The organism is Streptomyces sp. NPDC002896, assembly GCF_040295225.1.
GTDB lineage: Bacteria > Actinomycetota > Actinomycetes > Streptomycetales > Streptomycetaceae > Streptomyces.
The window spans coordinates 436,348-453,371 of the sequence record NZ_JBEOVA010000007.1 but is presented as its reverse complement, the minus strand read 5'-3'; the positions used below and the strand labels follow the sequence as shown (position 1 = coordinate 453,371).

Sequence of the window (17,024 nt, the reverse complement as noted above, 5' to 3'; positions counted from 1 at the left end):
AAACGCCCGGTTACATTCCGAACCCGGAAGCTAAGCCTCACAGCGCCGATGGTACTGCAGGGGGGACCCTGTGGGAGAGTAGGACGCCGCCGAACAAATATTGAGAAAAGCCCCACACCTAACGGTGTGGGGCTTTTCTGCGTTCGGCTCGTTTAGGCTCGGAGTCATGCGCTACGACCTCGTCATTTTCGACAACGACGGCGTTCTCGTCGACAGCGAGCCCCTGTCCAACACCGTTCTCGCCGCCTATCTCACCGAGTTGGGGCACCCCACGACGTACGAGGATTCCATACGCGACTACATGGGCGGCTCGATCCATCGCGTCCACGACACCATCCGTGAGCGGTACGGCAAGGAACTGCCCGGCGAATTCGATGAGGAGGTTCTCGCTCGGACTCTCGCCGCCTTTGAGAGGGATCTGAAGCCCGTGATCGGCGTCATCGACGTACTCGAATGGCTCCAGGCCGATGGTGTGCCGTACTGCGTCGCCTCGTCCGGGCGGCATGCACGGATCCGGTTCTCCCACCGTACGACCGGACTTGACCACTGGTTCGACGAGACGAGGCTCTTCAGCGCCGAGGACGTCGGACGGGGCAAGCCCGCACCCGACCTCTTCCTGCACGCCGCCGACTCGATGGGGGTCGCCCCCGAGCGCTGCGTCGTGATCGAGGACAGTCCGCTCGGCGTACAGGCAGCTCTGGCGGCCGGCATGGACGTCTACGGCTACACAGCCATGACGCCCGCCACCCGGCTCGCAGGCGCCACACAACTCTTCCCTGACATGGGCGTCTTGGCCGACCTCCTCAAGAGCTGAGACAAATTCATGTTCTGATCCGCTACCCACGGGTATCCCGGGGCCCTACGCTCCCGCCATGACAGAAGTGCTGCGGCGCGGTAGGGCCTCTCTGGCGTTCAGCTTCTTTGCTCAGGGTGTCGCCTTCGCCCTGCTGGTGACGCGCATACCCGCCATCCAGGACCGCTACGGGATATCCGACGGGCTGCTGCCCGTCTTTCTGGCCGCCGTGCCGATCCTCGCCGGGGTCGGCAGTGTGGCCACCGAACGTCTGGTGAAGCGGGTGCGGCCGAGCCGCGTACTGCGCTGGTCGCAGCCTGTCGTGCTGCTCGCGCTGCTCGGGGTCGGGGCGGGCGGCAGCGTATGGGAACTGGCGCTGGCGCTGGGGGCGTTCGGCCTTGCGGTGGGGGCGCTGGACGCGACCATGAACATGCTGGGTGTGAGCCTGCAGCGGTCCTACGGACGCAGCATCATGCTCGGGTTCCATGCGGCGTACAGCCTCGGTGGGATCGTCGGAGCGTCGCTGGCCTGGGCGGGGGCGCACTGGGAGCTGGCGCTCTTCGTGTCGTATCTGCCGGTGGTCGTGGTGCTGTTGCCGGCGGCGCTTGTCGGCAGCAGGTGGTACGTCGACGCGGACGCGTCCCAAAGCCCCGCCTCCGAAGGCACGGTGGAGGCGAAGGAAGCGACCACGGAAGCCGGCCCCGTCGTCTTCCGCCTGCTGCTTCCGCTCTGCCTGGTGATGACCTTCGCGTACATCGGGGACTCGACCGTCTCCAACTGGAGCGCGAAGTACCTGCAGGACGTGCTGGGCAGTTCGGAGCAGCTGGCGACCGTTCCGTACAACGTCTACATGGTGACCACCCTGATCGGGCGGTCGCTGGGGGATCTCGGGGTACGGCGCTTCGGCGCGGTGGCCGTCGTGCGCGGTGGGGCGATGGTGGCCGCGCTCGGGTTCGCGGTCGTGGCGGCGGCGCCCGGGGCGTGGATCGGCATGCTCGGCTTCACGCTGCTCGGGCTCGGGCTGTGCGTGATCGTGCCGCAGACCTTCGCGGCGGCGGGGCGGCTCTTCCCCGGGGCCTCCGACACGGCGGTCGCGCGGCTCAACGTATTCAACTACGTGGGCTTCCTGATCGGCTCCCCGCTGGTGGGCGCTCTCGGCGACGCCTGGAACTACCGGGGGGCGATGCTCGTCCCCATGACGCTGGTGCTCGTGACCTTGTTCTATGCCCGGTCGTTCATCGCTGGACCAGCCCGATACGGTGACGGGCATGAGCGGCCGCGCACAGCTGATGTGGGACGAAGCAGTAACGGGCTATGACTTCGGTCCGGAGCACCCCATGGATCCGGTCCGACTGGCGCTGACCAGGGGACTTGTCGCCGCGTTCGGGCTGGACGGTGCGGTGGACGTGGTGGCGGCCAAGCGGGCGGGTGACTCGACGCTTCGGCTCGTCCACCGTGAGGACTACATCGAGGCGGTCAAGGCCGCCTCCGCCGATCCTGCGTCCGCGGACGGCGCGTACGGGCTCGGGACGATGGACGACCCGGCGTTCGCAGGCATGCACGAGGTGTCGGCGCTGATCGCCGGGCAGTCGGTGGGCGCGGCCGAGGCGGTGTGGCGCGGGGACGCGCTGCACGCGGTGAACTTCGCGGGCGGACTGCACCACGCCATGCCCGCCGGCGCCTCGGGATTCTGTATCTACAACGACGCGTCGCTGGCCATCGCGCGCCTGCTGGAGCTGGGCGCGGAGCGGGTCGCGTACATCGATGTGGACGTGCACCACGGCGACGGCGTCCAGGCGGCGTTCTGGGAGGACCCGCGGGTCCTCACGATCTCGCTGCATGAGCATCCCCGGATGCTGTTTCCGGGGACGGGGTGGCCGGAGGAGACGGGCGCGGACTCGGCGGAGGGATCGGCGGCCAATGTGGCGCTGCCCCCCGGAACCGGGGACGCGGGCTGGCTGCGGGCGTTCCACTCGGTCGTACCGGAGCTGCTCGCGGACTTCCGGCCGCAGGTCCTGGTGACCCAGCACGGCGCGGACACGCACTTCGAGGACCCGCTGGCGCATCTCGCAGTGTCGCTGGACGCACAGCGGGCGCTACAGGTCGCGTGCCATGACCTGGCCCATGAGTACGCCGACGGGCGGTGGGTCGCGCTCGGCGGCGGCGGATACGCGGTGGTGGACGTGGTGCCCCGGTCGTGGACGCATCTGGTGGCGATCGCGGCGGGGCGGCCCATCGAGCCGGAGACCCTCATCCCCGAGGAGTGGCGGCAGGAAGTGTATGCCCGGACGCGGCAGTTGGGGCCGGTGCGCATGACGGACGGGCGGTGGCCGGCCTCCTGGAAGGGATGGGAGGACGGGTACGACCCGGCCGACCGCCTGGACCAGGCGATCCTCGCCACGCGCCGGGCCGTGTTCCCGCTGCGCGGCCTCCTGGCGTAGCGCTAGCGCTCGGACAGAGTGGCGTCACCAGCATCCGACCAGTGGCGTCACCAGGCTCGGATTAGTGGCGAGGATGGCCTCGGACAAGTGGCGTTACGCCAACTGTGCGGTGTTTCCCGGTTTTCGGGGTTCGCCAGGCGCCGGTGCGCCAGCATCGGGGCGTGTTGAGCACCGGAGCGTTGCGTGCGCATCTCCTGGCGGCCAGACTGGCCGGGCCCGTGGCCACCTCGCGCGAGGAGAGCCTGCGGAGTTACCGGCTCTTCGCGGCCCGAGATCCGCGAGTGCTGCTCGGACTCGATCCCGAGTGGGCCTGGGGGCCGCGGGACGTGATCGCGCTCATGGCCGACAAGTGCGGTGTATCGGCCGATCCCCTGCACACGACAGGGCACGACGTGATCGATCCCGAGCGGACTCTGGCGGGGCTCGACGCCTTCGCGGAGCGGCTGGGCGAGGCGGCTCGGCGGTGCGAGCCCGTCCTCCTCGGGACGGGCCACCCGCATCGGCTCCTTGAGTTCTACGCCGCTTTGGCCGGTGGGCTGTCGGCGGCAGGCTGTCCCGTTCTCACCCCGGCGCAGGGTCGTCGTGTCGACATAACGACCCGGTTCGGTCTACGTACGTACAACCTCGACTACGTACGAGGCGTCGCGTTGGTGCGGGAAGCAGGCGTCCTGGGCGCCGGTTGTGACACCGGCGCACACACCCACTCGCCGCTCCCGGTTCGTACCGCGCTGGCGGTCGCGGCCGATGCCGGCGGGCCCCTGCCGGCGCTCGTTGTCGGAGACCACGGGTGGGCCTGCGGGGCAGGTCAGCTCGGTATTGACACCATCGGCGTTGCTGACACGGACGATCCTGCGCTGTTCGTGGGGGAGGCGGAGGGGCGGGTGTCCGTCGTCGTTCCGCTTGATGACGCTGTGCGGTCTGATTACTACCGACCGCTTACTCGCTATGTACTCAATCGAGCGTGTCTGTCACAGTAAGCAGCCGATGGCTGCTCCTCTTCCCCACTCGCATCACCCGCCCCTAGTCTGGGGAGTGAGCGCACAGCGACGAGGAGTCACCGGAGGGGAAGCCGGTGCCCGTCATGTGTGGAAGGTTCAGGTGTGTCATGGCTGCTGCTGGCGAGAGGCCTCTGAACGAGGTTCAGTTCCTGACCGTGGCGGAAGTCGCCTCGGTGATGCGAGTGTCCAAGATGACCGTGTACCGGCTGGTGCACAGCGGTCATCTGCCCGCTATCCGGGTGGGGAGGTCCTTCCGAGTCCCGGAACAAGCGGTTCACGAGTACCTTCGCGAGTCGTATGTGGGGGTGGAATCGGCCTGACGGCGTCCTCCGGGACCCTCGATTACAGATGCGGAGCTCGGGCGGGGTAGGCTAGCCCCTCGTAGGTCGTGTGGGCCCAAGTCAGCCCCGCACCGAGTGATTGTCCCCGCCCCCGCGGGGGTTGTCCGAGAAGTGAGCGAGGGTAGTCGTGGGCTCTGTTATCAAGAAGCGGCGTAAGCGGATGGCGAAGAAGAAGCACCGCAAGCTGCTCAAGCGCACCCGCGTTCAGCGTCGCAACAAGAAGTAAGCGACCGCTGCACCAAGCGCGCTCTGTGGCCCTTTCACCGCACGGTGGGAGGGCCACAGCCCGTTCACCGGAAATCAGTCGCCTTTTCAGGGCATGCAGGGCGCAGGTCTTTTCTTCTGTCGCATGCGTGGTCGTACGCTGGGCCCCGGAGAGCTCGGCCCCTGCGCGGATCCGTACGCAGGTCTGCGCAAGCTGTGCACATCGTCTGTACGTACGTCTGTGGCTGTCGTCACTTCCTGCATCGAGTGGTCATCACAGCGCAACATCCAGCGGCTAACGTTGCGCGCAGGAGCGGCAGGACAGGGCGCGACAAGGGCTGGGAAGGTAGGCGCTGATCTTGGGCAAGGTCGTGCTCGTCACCGGGGTGGCCCGGCAGCTGGGGGGCCGGTTCGTACGACGGATCCAGCGCGATCCCGAAGTGGACCGGGTGGTGGCCGTGGACGCCGTGCCGCCCGAGCACCATCTCGGGGGCGCCGACTTCGTACGGGCCGACATCCGGCAGCCGGCGATCGCCCGAGTGCTCGCCGAGCACTCCGTCGACACGGTCGTCCACTTGGATGTCACGGGCTACCCGCTGGGCGGAGGCAGCCGGACCTCGGTCAAGGAGACCAACGTCATCGGCACCATGCAGCTGCTCGGTGCCTGCCAGAAGTCGCCCAGCGTCAAGCGCCTGGTCGTGAAGTCCAGCACGAACGTGTACGGGTCGGCGCCGCGCGACCCCGCCGTCTTCACCGAGACGACGCCGCCCAAGTCGCTGCCCAGCGGTGGCTTCGCCAAGGACACCGTCGAGGTCGAGGGGTATGTGCGCGGCTTCGCGCGGCGCCGGCCCGATGTGGCCGTGTGCGTGCTGCGGTTCGCCAACATCCTCGGCCCCACCGCCGACTCGCCGCTCGCCGACTACTTCTCGCTGCCCATACTGCCGACCGTGTTCGGCTACGACCCGCGGCTGCAGTTCGTGCACGAGGACGACGTGATCGACGTGCTGCGGATCGCCTCGCACGAGCCGGAGCGCGGCACGCTCAACAGCGGCACGTTCAACATCGCCGGTGACGGAGTGCTGCTCCTCTCGCAGTGCGCGCGCCGCCTGGGGCGCCCGACCGTGCCCGTTCTGCTGCCCGCCGTCAGCTGGGTCGGCACGGCGCTGCGCACGCTCGGCATGACCGACTTCTCGCCCGAACAGCTCCGGCTGCTCACGCACGGCCGGGTCGTGTCGACCCATCAGATGCGCGAGACACTGGGGTTCCGGGCGAAGTACACGACTGCCGAAACGTTCACGGACTTCGTACGCAGCCGCGGACCGGGACTGCTGCCGCCGGAGGCCCTTGCCGGGGCCGTCGACCGGATCGCCGCGCTGCCCGTCCTGGGCAGCGGCCACCCCCCGACGCAGAGCGCCACATGAGGAGCGCATCAACGATGGCGGACGCCAAGGTCATTCCGTTCGACGACGATCGCTCGCGCGGGGGTGCGCAGCGCCCGCCGCGCCGCCGGGCCCAGGTCCGGCGCAAACCGGAGCCCGTGGGCGTCCGCGAGGTCCAGGTCCTGCCGGGAGCGCAGGAACAGGAGCAGGGCGGTGCGCAGGTGACCCGTGAGCCGAAGGAACCGCAGGTGCCCCGACGAGAGGCACCGTCAACCGGCTGGGACAGGCGGATCGCGGGCGGCCTCGCCTTCCTGCGGCGGCGCCTGACCGGCGACTACGACGTCGACGACTTCGGGTACGACCAGGAGCTCACCGACCAGGTCCTGATGTCGCTGCTGCGTCCCGTGTACGAGAAGTACTTCCGGGTCGAGGTGAAGGGCATCGAGAACATCCCGTCGGACGGCGGGGCGCTGATCGTCGCCAACCACTCGGGGACTCTGCCGCTCGACGGCCTGATGATGCAGGTCGCCGTGCACGACAACCATCCCGCGGGCCGGCATCTCCGGCTGCTCGCCGCGGATCTGGTATTCGTGCTGCCAGTCGTCAACGAGCTGGCGCGCAAGGCCGGGCACACCCTCGCGTGCGCTGAGGACGCCGAGCGGCTCCTGCAGCGCGGCGAGCTGGTCGGGGTGATGCCGGAGGGGTTCAAGGGCATCGGCAAGCCGTTCAGCGAGCGCTACAAGCTGCAGCGCTTCGGGCGCGGCGGTTTCGTCTCGACCGCACTGCGGGCCGGGACCCCCATCGTGCCGTGCTCGATCGTCGGGGCCGAGGAGATCTACCCGATGATCGGCAACGCCAAGACGCTCGCGCGGCTGTTGGGGTTCCCGTACTTTCCGATCACGCCGACGTTCCCGTGGCTCGGCCCGCTGGGTGCGGTGCCCCTGCCCACGAAGTGGACGATCCAGTTCGGCGAGCCGATCGCGACGGACAGCTATCCGCCGGAGGCGGCGGAGGACCCGATGCTCATGTTCAACCTGACGGACCAGGTGCGCGAACAGATCCAGCACACGCTGTACAAACTGCTGGTGCAGCGGCGCTCTGTGTTCTTCTGACGTCGAACGCGCGGCTGCCGCGCATACGTTGATGGGGCGCCCCCCGATCGGAGGGCGCCCCATCAACGTAAGCGGGAGGACGGGACGATTACTGGGCGTCCTCGCCGTCGATGCCCAGGCCGGGCAGGAACGGCAGCAGCGGCGGGAGCGTGATGTCCGGCTCCGGGGGCGTGCTGACCTCGCCGGACGGGCTCGGGCTGGTCTCGGGGGGCGGGTCGAACAGGCCGCCCGTGTTGCCGCCGAGCAGGCCCTCTTCCTCGCTGGCGCCGGAGGTGGAGGGCTCGGGCTTGCCGGTGTCGCTCGTGCTGCCCGCCGACGAGCCGGAGGTCGTGGGCGACGGGCGGTCGGCACCGGAGGAGCCGGTGGGGTCCTGCCCGGTGCCCGGCTGGTTGGTGCCGGCTCCCGGGGAAGGTGATCCCGGCAGCAGCGACTGCAGCGGAGCGACCTCTTGGTCTATGGCGTCGAAGACGGAGCTGACCTGCTGGCTCACGTCGCCGAGCTGGACGGGCAGCCGATCGCGCAGCGTCGTCCAGGAGTTGCGGTGCGACTGGGAGAAGGACGACAGCGCCTGGATGGGCCCGAGGGAACCGTCCCGCTCGTATGCCGAGTGGAGCAGGCGGTGGCCTTCGCTGGCGTCGTGCTGCATACCGGAGAGTGCGCGCCTCACCTCGGAGACGGACTCGTGGTCGAGATCGCCGGAGCGGCCCCGCTCCATGAGCCGACGGGCCTCGTTCAGCCTCGTCGCCGCCTGGTCCAGGTAGATCCGGCCGCGGTCGGACTCGCCGTCGGCCATGCCGAGCTTGAGATCCTCCATGCCGCGCTTGAGCCCGTACAGCGAATCGCCGGGCAGGGCGTCGGAGCTGGCAGCCGCGACGCCACCGAAGGCCCCGGCGGCCACGCCGACGGTCAGCCCGCCCGCGGCAATGCTCTTGGACAATCGGGAACGAGCCCGCAGCTTGCGCAGCGGGCTCGCCCGGTGTGCGCCCCGGCGGGACCGCTGTTCGGGCACCGAGGGACCTGGGCCCTCGCCGCCTGCCTCCGTGCCTTCGAGCAGCATGGCTTCCATGGCTGCCACGAGCCGCGCCCGCTGGACGACCTTGACTCCGGCGTCCAGCTCCGGTTTCGGCATCCTGCCGAAACCGGTCGCCAGGGCCAACATCCTCTGCTTCTCGGCCTGTTCGGTCGAATCGCCGGGCTGCTCGGCCGCCGTGCCCCCGTCGGACTGATCCTCCAGGGCCTGGGCGAAGGCGTTCGCCCGCCGGTGCGCCGATACATTCGCGATCACTGGCGGCACCTCCTCTCGTCATGACGGTCGACTCCCCAGGGGGTCCTGAGGGTTGCACACCTTGAGCACATCCACACGATCGAGTGAGCGGAGGCGGTCAGGGTGTGACCACAGGGAGCCTGTATCCCGCACAACGAGCGGCTCGGCACTTGGGTTACGGACGGAACATGAGCGGACCTTGAAGCCAACGCGCTTTCACCAAACGTGAGTTGAAGGTCGCTCTGTGTGCTGTCGGATTCGGGTCCGCTCAGCGGGCGTCGTCCGGGAGGAGGCGGGCCAGGGTGCGCACGGCCCGGTACTGGAGGGTCTTGATCGCGCCTTCGTTCTTGTCCATCACACGGGCGGTCTCGGCGACCGAGAGGCCCTGGAGGAAGCGCAGGGTCACGCACTCCTGCTGTTGGGGGTTGAGGCGGCGCACGGCGTCCAGGAGTGCGGCGTTCGAGAGGGACTCCAGGACGGAGTCCTCGGGGCTGCGCTCGACCTCGTTGGCGTCGAGCATTTCGCCTGTGGTCACTTCGAGGCGGAAGCGGCTCGACTTGAAGTGGTCGGCGACCAGGTTGCGGGCGATCGTGACCAGCCAGGCGCCGAAGTCGCGGCCCTGCCAGGTGAACGTGCCGATGCGGCGCAGGGCGCGCAGAAAGGTCTCGCTCGTGAGGTCCTCTGCGGTCGCCTTGCCGCCCACGCGGTAGTAGATGTACCGGTACACGGTGTCGCTGTACTGGTCGTAGAGCCGGCCGAACGCCTCGGCCTCGCCGGCCTGGGCGCGCTCGACCAGGTCCATCATGCGGGCGCTGTCGCTGTCCGCCGCCGGGCGCCGTGCGGTGGGGGTGGCCGTCCCCGCGCGACCCCGTCTGGGGGTCTCCCGGCCGTCACCCGACCGCCGCCCCTCGACGACGGAGCGCCGCGCCGGACCCCTGTCGATGCCGTCCGTGAGGGCATAGCAGGGGCCCGCTGGGCCGCTGGTGGCGATGCGCGGCGCGGCGAGAGCGGGGACGGGATACGCGGTGGGGACGAAGCCGCGCAAGTGGTCGACGACCGCTGCGCGCAGCATAGCCAGGCCCGAGGCGTCAACCCCGACGTATGGGTACACGGGACTCCCAGAGGCAGAGCTTCCATCACGTGCAGTACGGGACCGTTCACTCGTCGTGGCGACGCGTGGGTACCGATTTGCGTTTGAGGAGAATAACGCTTCGTACAGGCAGCGCTACACCCAGTTGCTCAAATCACCGATTCCGTCGCTTCTGTTACTGATCGGCGGCCGATCAAGTGCCAGGAGATGAACGGTTGTTGATCGGATTAGTTCGTGTTCCGTCCGGGAGGGGGGCGTGTTGTGCGCGTGGGTCGTGGCGCTCGCGGGCGGTGACCGCACCGTTGTGCGGGGGCCGACCGTTGTGCCCACCCGTTCCGCATGGGCGGAACGGGTGGGCTGCGGTGCGGTGCTCGTGAGGGTGGTCTGTACTGCAGAGGGTTGCCCGACGTAGTGGTCGCGCGGGGGTACGGGTGCGTAGCCCACGCAGAGGGGTGCCAACAGCGGCGGGGGCGGGCGTCGCTGTGCCCATCTGTGCCGCCCTCAGCGGCACGCTTGCCCACAGCGGCGGGCGGCACGCCCGGGGTGCCGCTGCCGTGCGGCGGCACCGTGGTGTGTCAGCGGCGGCGGCGGTGGATGGCGATTGCGGCTGCCGTGCCGCCTGCGACGGCGCCGACGCCCGCCGCGGCCGGGAGGCCGACCTTCGCGGCCTTGCGTCCCGTGCGGTAGTCGCGCAGGCGCCAGTCCCGCTCGCGGGCGTGCTTGCGGAGCTTGGTGTCGGGGTTGATCGCGTACGGATGGCCGACCAGCGACAGCATCGGGATGTCGTTGTGCGAGTCGCTGTACGCCGCGCAGCGGGAGAGGTCCAGGCCCTCGGCCGCCGCGAGCGCGCGTACCGCCTCGGCCTTCGCGGGGCCGTGCAGCGGTTCGCCGACGAGCTTGCCGGTGTAGACGCCGTCGACGGACTCGGCGACCGTGCCGAGCGCGCCGGTCAGGCCGAGGCGGCGGGCGATGATCGTCGCGGTCTCCACGGGTGCGGCCGTGACCAGCCACACCTTCTGGCCGGCGTCCAGGTGGGCCTGCGCCAGCGCGCGCGTGCCGGGCCAGATGCGCTCGGCCATGTACTCGTCGTAGATCTCCTCGCCGATGGACATGAGCTCGGCGACGCGGTGGCCCTTGACGATGGACAGGGCGGACTCGCGTACGTCCTGCATGTGGTCGGGGTCCTCGACGCCGGCGATCCTGAACCACGTCTGCTGCCAGGCGAACTTCGCCAGCTCGCGGCGCTGGAAGAACTTCCGCTTGTACAGGCCCCGGCCGAAGTGGAAGATCGCGGCGCCCTGCATCACGGTGTTGTCGAGGTCGAAGAACGCGGCGGCCTTGTGGTCACCGGCGACCGGGAACACCGGTTCCTCCGCCGCCTTCCCGGGCGCGGGGGCCGGGGCGAGCTCCTCCAACTGCTGGGAGGTCTTGCGCGCTGCCTCCGCCGAGGCCTCGCCCGCCAGCACGCTGCGGGCCGTGGCGGAGCGCCTACGAGGGGTGAGCCATCCGAGAGCGGCCATGTCGCGAGCATAGCCAGTTCGTCCGGCCGTTCCGGAGTCGGGAGGATTCGGCGCTGTGAACTCTCTGCGACCGCGCAGTTAAAGGAGTGATCCGGTCCGGGATGCCCTCCGCGCGTCGCGGCGGCCTGTGGGCGCTGCGGAGGTCTGGTGCAGTTGGGTTCCGATGTCCGGCGGCCGGGCGAGAATGGCCCGTATGAGTCCCATGTTTCGGCGCACCGACCGCCGTACGGAGAAGAAGGCGCCGCAGGACCGCCTCGTCACGCTGATCGGCAAGCCGGGCTGTCATCTGTGCGACGACGCCCGTGCGGTGATCGAGAAGGTCTGCGGTGAGCTGGGGGCAGCGTGGGAAGAGCAGGACATCACGCAGGACGAGGAGCTGCACCGCAAGTACTGGGAGCAGATCCCGGTGGTGCTCGTGGACGGCGCCCAGCACGACTTCTGGCGTGTGGCCGAAGACCGTCTCCGCCGGGCCCTCACCGACTGACTCCGGCGGCCGGGCGAAACTCCATGATCACTACAACGACACCCTCCGGCCAGGGACGAATGCGCTGCGGGGTCAGTTCCCGGAACACTCGCCGGGGCCGCGTGACCCCGGTCACTTTGGCCGGGCAAATCGGACACCATCTTTGTGCACGCGTTCACAAAGACATAGCCTGCTTCCGACGGGGCGGTCCTGGGACGTATGACCGCCCGCAGCCCCGCTCTACCCGCAGGAGCACCGTGGCAACTGGCCGAACTCACCGACCGGCGACCCGCAGCCGAGGGATTCCCGAGGCCACCGTCGCCCGTCTTCCGCTGTACCTCCGAGCACTCACCGCACTGTCGGAGCGCTCGGTACCCACGGTCTCCTCGGAGGAGCTCGCCGCGGCGGCGGGGGTCAATTCCGCGAAGCTCCGCAAGGACTTCTCGTACCTCGGTTCCTATGGGACGCGTGGCGTCGGCTACGACGTCGAGTACCTCGTCTACCAGATCTCCCGCGAACTCGGCCTCACCCAGGACTGGCCGGTCGTCATCGTCGGTATCGGTAACCTCGGCGCCGCCCTCGCCAACTACGGCGGGTTCGCCTCGCGTGGCTTCCGTGTCGCGGCGCTCATCGACGCGGACCCGTCGATGGCCGGCAAGCCGGTCGCGGGGATCCCGGTGCAGCACACCGATGATCTCGAGAAGATCATCAAGGACAACGGCGTGTCGATCGGCGTCATCGCGACCCCGGCCGGAGCGGCCCAGCAGGTCTGCGACCGGCTCGTCGGCGCCGGTGTCACCTCCATTCTGAACTTCGCGCCGACGGTGCTGTCCGTGCCGGACGGCGTCGACGTACGCAAGGTGGACCTCTCCATCGAGCTGCAGATCCTCGCCTTCCACGAGCAGCGGAAGGCCGGCGAGGAGACCGCGGGCGAAGAGGCCGTCACCGCCTCCGTACCGAAGGGCACGCCGAAGGGACCCGACGGGGACGTACCCGTCGTGATGCCGGCATGAGTCTTCTCGTCGTCGGGCTGAGCCACCGCACCGCTCCCGTGAGCGTGCTGGAGCGCGCCGCGCTGTCCGTGGACGCGCAGGCCAAGCTGCTCCAGGACACGCTGGCAGCGGAGCCGGCCGCCGAGGCCGCGGTGCTCGCGACGTGTAACCGGATCGAGCTCTACGCCGACGTGGACAAGTTCCACGCGGGCGTCGCCGAGCTCTCCACGCTGCTCGCACAGCACAGCGGGGTCGGACTCGAGGAGCTCACCCCGTACCTCTACGTGCACTACGAGGACCGGGCCGTCCACCACCTGTTCTCCGTGGCCTGCGGCCTGGAGTCCATGGTGGTCGGCGAGGGCCAGATCCTCGGCCAGATCAAGGACTCGCTCGCCAGGGCGCAGGAGCTGCACACCGCGGGCCGGCTGACGAACGACCTGTTCCAGCAGGCGCTGCGGGTGGGCAAGCGCGCGCACTCGGAGACGGGCATCGACCGGGCCGGGCAGTCCCTGGTCACGTTCGGCCTGGAGCAGCTCGCGGTCGGTACGCCGGTCGGGGAGTGGGCCCGGGGCAAGCGCGCCCTCGTCATCGGCGCCGGTTCGATGTCCTCGCTGGCCGCGGCGACGCTCGCGCGGGCCGGGGTTGCCGAGGTGGTCATCGCCAACCGGACGCTGGAGCGCGCCGAGCGCCTCGCCGAGATCCTTGACGAGCAGGGCGACACGGCGGTGACCGCCCGTGCTGTCCCGGTCGACGCGATGGCCGACGAGCTGACACGTGCCGACGTGGTGGTGTCCTGTACCGGCGCGACCGGCCTGGTCCTGACCGCGGAAGCGGTTGCGGAGGCCGTCTCGGGCCGTACGGCCCCGGCAGGTCCGGGCGTCGGCCACGGAACTGACGCTTCCTGGCCGCTCGCGGACCGTGCCGACCGCTCGGCGGCGGCGCGCCGCGGGGGCGCCGGGGACGACGTATGCCCGGTCGACCTGTCCGCCATGCAGGGCGCCACGGGCTTCTCGGTCATGGGTGAGGCAGCCGTGGCCGGGATGGACGCGGCCACGCTGGAGCAGCACGCCGCCTGGGTCGACAACGCCACCTCCGACCGGCGCGAGAGCCGCACCGCGGTACCGGACCCGGTGGCCGACGCCGAGGCGATCGCCGCGCTGGCCGCCGCCGCGGCCGCCACGGGCCGGGTGCCCGAGCGCCGGGGGCCCGCCGCCGTCACCGCGCCCGCACACCCCGTCGTCCTGTCGCTTCTCGACCTCGCCATGCCCCGCGACATCGATGCCGCCGTGCACCGGATCGCCGGGGTGCGGCTCGTCGACATCGAGTCGCTCGCCGAGGCCTCGGCCGACGCGCCGATGGCGGCCGATGTGGACATGGTGCGCGGGATCGTCTCCGCCGAGGTGGCCGCGTTCGGCGCCGCCCAGCGGGCCGCCCACATCACGCCGACCGTGGTCGCCCTGCGCACCATGGCCGCCGATGTGGTGGCGAGCGAGATCGCGCGCCTCGAAGGGCGCCTGCCCGGCCTCGACGACAAGCAGCGCGGTGAGATCACCCAGGCCGTGCGGCGTGTCGTCGACAAACTGCTGCACGCGCCGACCGTGCGGGTCAAGCAGCTCGCGGCCGAGCCCGGCGGCGCCGGGTACGCGGACGCGCTGCGGACCCTCTTCGACCTCGACCCCGAGACGGTCGCCTCCGTCTCCCGGGCCGACCTGAACGACGCCGATGTCACGAGCGTCCAGAACGTCAAGAACCGAGGGCTGTCATGACCGAGAATGCACTACGACTCGGGACCAGGCGCAGCAAGCTCGCCATGGCCCAGTCCGGGCATGTGGCGGAGGACGTGCGCCGGGTGACCGGACGGGACGTCGAGCTCGTCGAGATCACCACGTACGGCGACACCTCGCGCGAGCACCTGGCGCAGATCGGCGGCACCGGCGTGTTCGTCACCGCGCTGCGCGACGCGCTGCTGCGCGGAGAGATCGACTTCGCCGTGCACTCCCTCAAGGACCTGCCGACGGCGCAGCCGGACGACCTCGTCCTCGCGGCCGTACCGCAGCGCGAGGACCCGCGCGACGTGCTGGTCGCCCGGGACGGGCTCACCTTCACGCAGCTGCCGAAGGGCGCCCGCATCGGCACCGGTTCGCCGCGCCGCATGGCGCAGCTCAACGCGGCCGCCCGCGCGCACGGCATGGAGATCGAGACCGTCGCGATCCGCGGCAACGTCGACACCCGCATCGGGTACGTGCGCAGCGGGGAACTCGACGCCGTCGTGCTGGCCGCCGCCGGACTCAACCGCATCGGCAGGATCGATGAGGTGACCGACTTCCTGTCGGTCGACACCGTTTTGCCCGCCCCCGGCCAGGGGGCATTGGCAGTCGAATGCGCCGCGGACAACGTGACGCTCGCTGCCGCGCTCGCCGAGCTCGACGACCCGTTCACCCGGGCCGCCGTGACCGCCGAGCGGTCCCTGCTCGCCGCCCTGGAGGCCGGCTGCAGTGCACCCGTGGGTGCACTCGCCGACCTTCTGGCCGACGGGCAGATTGTCAAGGAAATGCGCCTGCGCGGCGTCGTCGGGACCACCGACGGCTCGACGCTGGTGCAGCTGTCCACCACCGGTCCCGTGCCCGAGACAGCCGACCAGGCAGTGGCGCTCGGTCGCGAACTCGCTACCGAGATGCTTGCCAAGGGCGCGGCCGGTCTGATGGGGGAGCGAGCACTTTGAGCCCCACCACCTCGAACCACCCAGCCGTTCCCGCACACGGGCAGGTCACCTTCCTCGGTGCCGGACCCGGGGATCCCGGGCTGCTGACACTCCGCGCCGTCGAAGCGCTGGCAGGAGCGGACGTCCTGATCGCCGAGCCGGAAGTGCTCGACGTGGTCCGCACCCACGCCCCCGCGGGCGTGGCCGTCGTGGACACAGGCACGCCCCAGCTGACGCTAGTTGACGAGGCGTCAACAACCGTCGTACCCCCGGAACCGAGGGATGCGGCCAATCTTGTCATGGAGGCTGCGCGGGGCGGCAAGCGGGTCGTCCGTGCCGTCTCGGGCGATCCGGGGCTCGATGCGTACGCCGCCGGGGAGATGCTGAAGTGCGCCTCGGAAGGCATCACCTTCGAGGTGGTGCCGGGCATCGCCGCGGGCGTGGGCGTGCCCGCGTACGCGGGTGTCCCGCTGCGGGACGCGCAGGGCACGGACGTACGGTTCGTCGACGCCCGCACGGCGTCGGACCGCTGCTGGACCGAGGTCGGCACGTCCGACGGCACCGTCGTCGTCTCCACGACGCTCGACTCGGTGGCCGCGGCCGCGGCTGAACTGGTGTCCGCCGGACGTAAGCCGGACACCCCGCTGACGGTGACCGTCGCCGGTACGACGACGCGGCAGCGCACCTGGTCGGCGACGCTCGGCAGCATCGCGCAGACCCTGAAGCAGGCGAAGGTGCTGCCGTCGCCGGAGGGCCACCGCCCAGTCATAGCCGTGGTCGGTGAACGGTCCGCCGCCGCCCAGCGCGACCAGCTGTCGTGGTTCGAGTCCAAGCCGCTGTTCGGCTGGAAGGTGCTCGTGCCGCGTACGAAGGAGCAGGCGGCCTCGCTCTCCGACCAGCTGCGTTCGTACGGCGCCGTGCCGTCAGAGGTGCCGACCATCGCGGTCGAGCCGCCGCGTACGCCCCAGCAGATGGAGCGCGCGGTCAAGGGCCTCGTCACAGGCCGGTACGAGTGGATCGCCTTCACCTCGGTGAACGCGGTCAAGGCCGTCCGGGAGAAGTTCGAGGAGTACGGGCTCGACGCGCGCGCGTTCGCCGGGATCAAGGTCGCGGCGGTGGGCGAGCAGACGGCGAAGGCGCTCATCGCCTTCGGCGTGAAGCCGGACCTGGTGCCGAGCGGCGAGCAGTCGGCCGCCGGTCTTCTCGAGGACTGGCCGCCGTACGACCCGGTCTTCGACCCGATCGACAGAGTGTTCCTGCCGCGGGCCGACATCGCCACGGAGACGCTGGTCGCGGGCCTGATCGAGCTGGGCTGGGAGGTCGACGACGTCACGGCCTACCGGACCGTGCGCGCCTCGCCGCCGCCGGCCGAGACCCGTGAGGCGATCAAGGGCGGCGGCTTCGACGCGGTGCTGTTCACGTCGTCGTCGACCGTGCGGAACCTGGTCGGTATCGCCGGCAAGCCGCACAACGTCACCGTGATCGCGTGTATCGGTCCCGCCACCGCCAAGACGGCGGAGGAGCACGGGCTGCGCGTCGACGTGATGGCTCCGGAGCCGTCCGTGCACAAGCTGGCCGAGGCGCTGGCCGACTTCGGCGCGGCGCGCCGGGCGGCGGCGCTCGACGCGGGCGACCCGGTGACGCGGCCGAGCGAGCGGAGGCCGGGGGCTCGGCGCCGTCGTACGACCTGAGCGCGGTGGGGGTGGCCGTCTTTGGGCTGCCGCCC

The 17,024-nt window shown here is 70.2% G+C and carries 16 protein-coding genes and 1 rRNA gene; 14 read left to right on the top strand and 3 right to left on the bottom strand.

Going from position 1 to position 17,024, the window contains the following annotated elements:
* The 9 genes from rrf to ABT009_RS15875 form a co-directional block, all read left to right on the top strand.
* Positions 1-95 (top strand): 5S ribosomal RNA (rrf, locus tag ABT009_RS15915); the annotation flags it as partial.
* Positions 96-166: 71 nt separating this feature from the next.
* The gene (locus tag ABT009_RS15910) at positions 167-814 is read left to right on the top strand and encodes an HAD family hydrolase (RefSeq protein WP_351293946.1); all 648 of its coding nucleotides are present in this window, start codon (positions 167-169) and stop codon (positions 812-814) included.
* Positions 815-872: 58 nt separating this feature from the next.
* The gene (locus ABT009_RS15905; RefSeq protein WP_351293943.1) at positions 873-2,111 is read left to right on the top strand and encodes an MFS transporter; all 1,239 of its coding nucleotides are present in this window, start codon (positions 873-875) and stop codon (positions 2,109-2,111) included.
* Entirely contained in the window at positions 2,062-3,234 is a 1,173-nt protein-coding gene (locus tag ABT009_RS15900) for an acetoin utilization protein AcuC (RefSeq protein WP_351293940.1), read from the top strand. The genes ABT009_RS15905 and ABT009_RS15900 overlap by 50 nt, the downstream gene beginning before the upstream one ends.
* A 161-nt stretch (positions 3,235-3,395) precedes the next feature.
* Entirely contained in the window at positions 3,396-4,211 is an 816-nt protein-coding gene (locus tag ABT009_RS15895; protein ID WP_351293938.1) for a phosphatase, read from the top strand.
* 128 nt (positions 4,212-4,339) lie between these two features.
* A complete protein-coding gene (locus ABT009_RS15890) occupies positions 4,340-4,552 on the top strand; it encodes a helix-turn-helix domain-containing protein (RefSeq protein ID WP_067285578.1) in 213 nt (70 codons plus the stop codon).
* A 148-nt stretch (positions 4,553-4,700) separates the two neighbouring features.
* Complete coding sequence (locus ABT009_RS15885; protein WP_003948845.1) at positions 4,701-4,799, top strand: 30S ribosomal protein bS22; 99 nt, start codon at positions 4,701-4,703, stop codon at positions 4,797-4,799.
* Positions 4,800-5,136: 337 nt separating this feature from the next.
* Positions 5,137-6,198, top strand: a complete 1,062-nt coding sequence (locus tag ABT009_RS15880) for an NAD-dependent epimerase/dehydratase family protein (protein ID WP_351293934.1) — start codon at positions 5,137-5,139, stop codon at positions 6,196-6,198.
* A 14-nt stretch (positions 6,199-6,212) separates the two neighbouring features.
* Positions 6,213-7,268, top strand: a complete 1,056-nt coding sequence (locus ABT009_RS15875; RefSeq protein WP_351293931.1) for a lysophospholipid acyltransferase family protein — start codon at positions 6,213-6,215, stop codon at positions 7,266-7,268.
* An 88-nt stretch (positions 7,269-7,356) separates the two neighbouring features.
* Here ABT009_RS15875 and ABT009_RS15870 read toward each other — a convergent pair whose 3' ends face one another.
* The 3 genes from ABT009_RS15870 to ABT009_RS15860 form a co-directional block, all read right to left on the bottom strand.
* The gene (locus ABT009_RS15870; protein WP_351293928.1) at positions 7,357-8,553 is read right to left on the bottom strand and encodes a DUF5667 domain-containing protein; all 1,197 of its coding nucleotides are present in this window, start codon (positions 8,551-8,553) and stop codon (positions 7,357-7,359) included.
* A 247-nt stretch (positions 8,554-8,800) separates the two neighbouring features.
* Positions 8,801-9,643 carry an ECF subfamily RNA polymerase sigma factor, BldN family gene (locus ABT009_RS15865; RefSeq protein WP_351293925.1) on the bottom strand — a complete coding sequence of 281 codons (843 nt, stop codon included), beginning with the start codon at positions 9,641-9,643 and terminating at the stop codon, positions 8,801-8,803.
* Between the two features lie 554 nt (positions 9,644-10,197).
* Entirely contained in the window at positions 10,198-11,142 is a 945-nt protein-coding gene (locus ABT009_RS15860) for an HAD family hydrolase (RefSeq protein WP_351293922.1), read from the bottom strand.
* A 184-nt stretch (positions 11,143-11,326) separates the two neighbouring features.
* On the opposite strand from ABT009_RS15860, the gene ABT009_RS15855 reads away from it, so the two are divergent.
* The 5 genes from ABT009_RS15855 to ABT009_RS15835 all read left to right on the top strand — a co-directional run bounded on the left by ABT009_RS15855 (position 11,327) and on the right by ABT009_RS15835 (position 16,989).
* The gene (locus tag ABT009_RS15855) at positions 11,327-11,626 is read left to right on the top strand and encodes a glutaredoxin family protein (protein ID WP_351293919.1); all 300 of its coding nucleotides are present in this window, start codon (positions 11,327-11,329) and stop codon (positions 11,624-11,626) included.
* Positions 11,627-11,862: 236 nt separating this feature from the next.
* The gene (locus ABT009_RS15850) at positions 11,863-12,618 is read left to right on the top strand and encodes a redox-sensing transcriptional repressor Rex (RefSeq protein WP_351293917.1); all 756 of its coding nucleotides are present in this window, start codon (positions 11,863-11,865) and stop codon (positions 12,616-12,618) included.
* Entirely contained in the window at positions 12,615-14,363 is a 1,749-nt protein-coding gene (locus ABT009_RS15845) for a glutamyl-tRNA reductase (RefSeq protein WP_351293914.1), read from the top strand. The genes ABT009_RS15850 and ABT009_RS15845 overlap by 4 nt, the downstream gene beginning before the upstream one ends.
* Complete coding sequence (gene hemC / locus ABT009_RS15840; RefSeq protein WP_351293911.1) at positions 14,360-15,319, top strand: hydroxymethylbilane synthase; 960 nt, start codon at positions 14,360-14,362, stop codon at positions 15,317-15,319. Before ABT009_RS15845 ends, hemC begins: the two co-directional genes overlap by 4 nt.
* Positions 15,316-16,989: a bifunctional uroporphyrinogen-III C-methyltransferase/uroporphyrinogen-III synthase gene (locus ABT009_RS15835; RefSeq protein ID WP_351293908.1), complete on the top strand. Its 1,674-nt coding sequence runs from the start codon at positions 15,316-15,318 to the stop codon at positions 16,987-16,989. The genes hemC and ABT009_RS15835 overlap by 4 nt, the downstream gene beginning before the upstream one ends.
* Positions 16,990-17,024: the final 35 nt, after the last annotated feature.

Bases quoted from the DNA above. Each gene is read 5' to 3' on its own strand.
- ABT009_RS15900 (WP_351293940.1), top strand. From the start codon at position 2,062: ATGAGCGGCCGCGCACAGCTGATGTGGGACGAAGCAGTAACGGGCTAT.
- ABT009_RS15910 (WP_351293946.1), top strand. From the start codon at position 167: ATGCGCTACGACCTCGTCATTTTCGACAACGACGGCGTTCTCGTCGAC.
- hemC (WP_351293911.1), top strand. From the start codon at position 14,360: ATGACCGAGAATGCACTACGACTCGGGACCAGGCGCAGCAAGCTCGCC.
- ABT009_RS15905 (WP_351293943.1), top strand. From the start codon at position 873: ATGACAGAAGTGCTGCGGCGCGGTAGGGCCTCTCTGGCGTTCAGCTTC.
- ABT009_RS15890 (WP_067285578.1), top strand. From the start codon at position 4,340: ATGGCTGCTGCTGGCGAGAGGCCTCTGAACGAGGTTCAGTTCCTGACC.
- ABT009_RS15845 (WP_351293914.1), top strand. From the start codon at position 12,615: ATGAGTCTTCTCGTCGTCGGGCTGAGCCACCGCACCGCTCCCGTGAGC.
- ABT009_RS15875 (WP_351293931.1), top strand. From the start codon at position 6,213: ATGGCGGACGCCAAGGTCATTCCGTTCGACGACGATCGCTCGCGCGGG.
- ABT009_RS15855 (WP_351293919.1), top strand. From the start codon at position 11,327: ATGGCCCGTATGAGTCCCATGTTTCGGCGCACCGACCGCCGTACGGAG.
- ABT009_RS15860 (WP_351293922.1), bottom strand. From the start codon at position 11,142: ATGGCCGCTCTCGGATGGCTCACCCCTCGTAGGCGCTCCGCCACGGCC.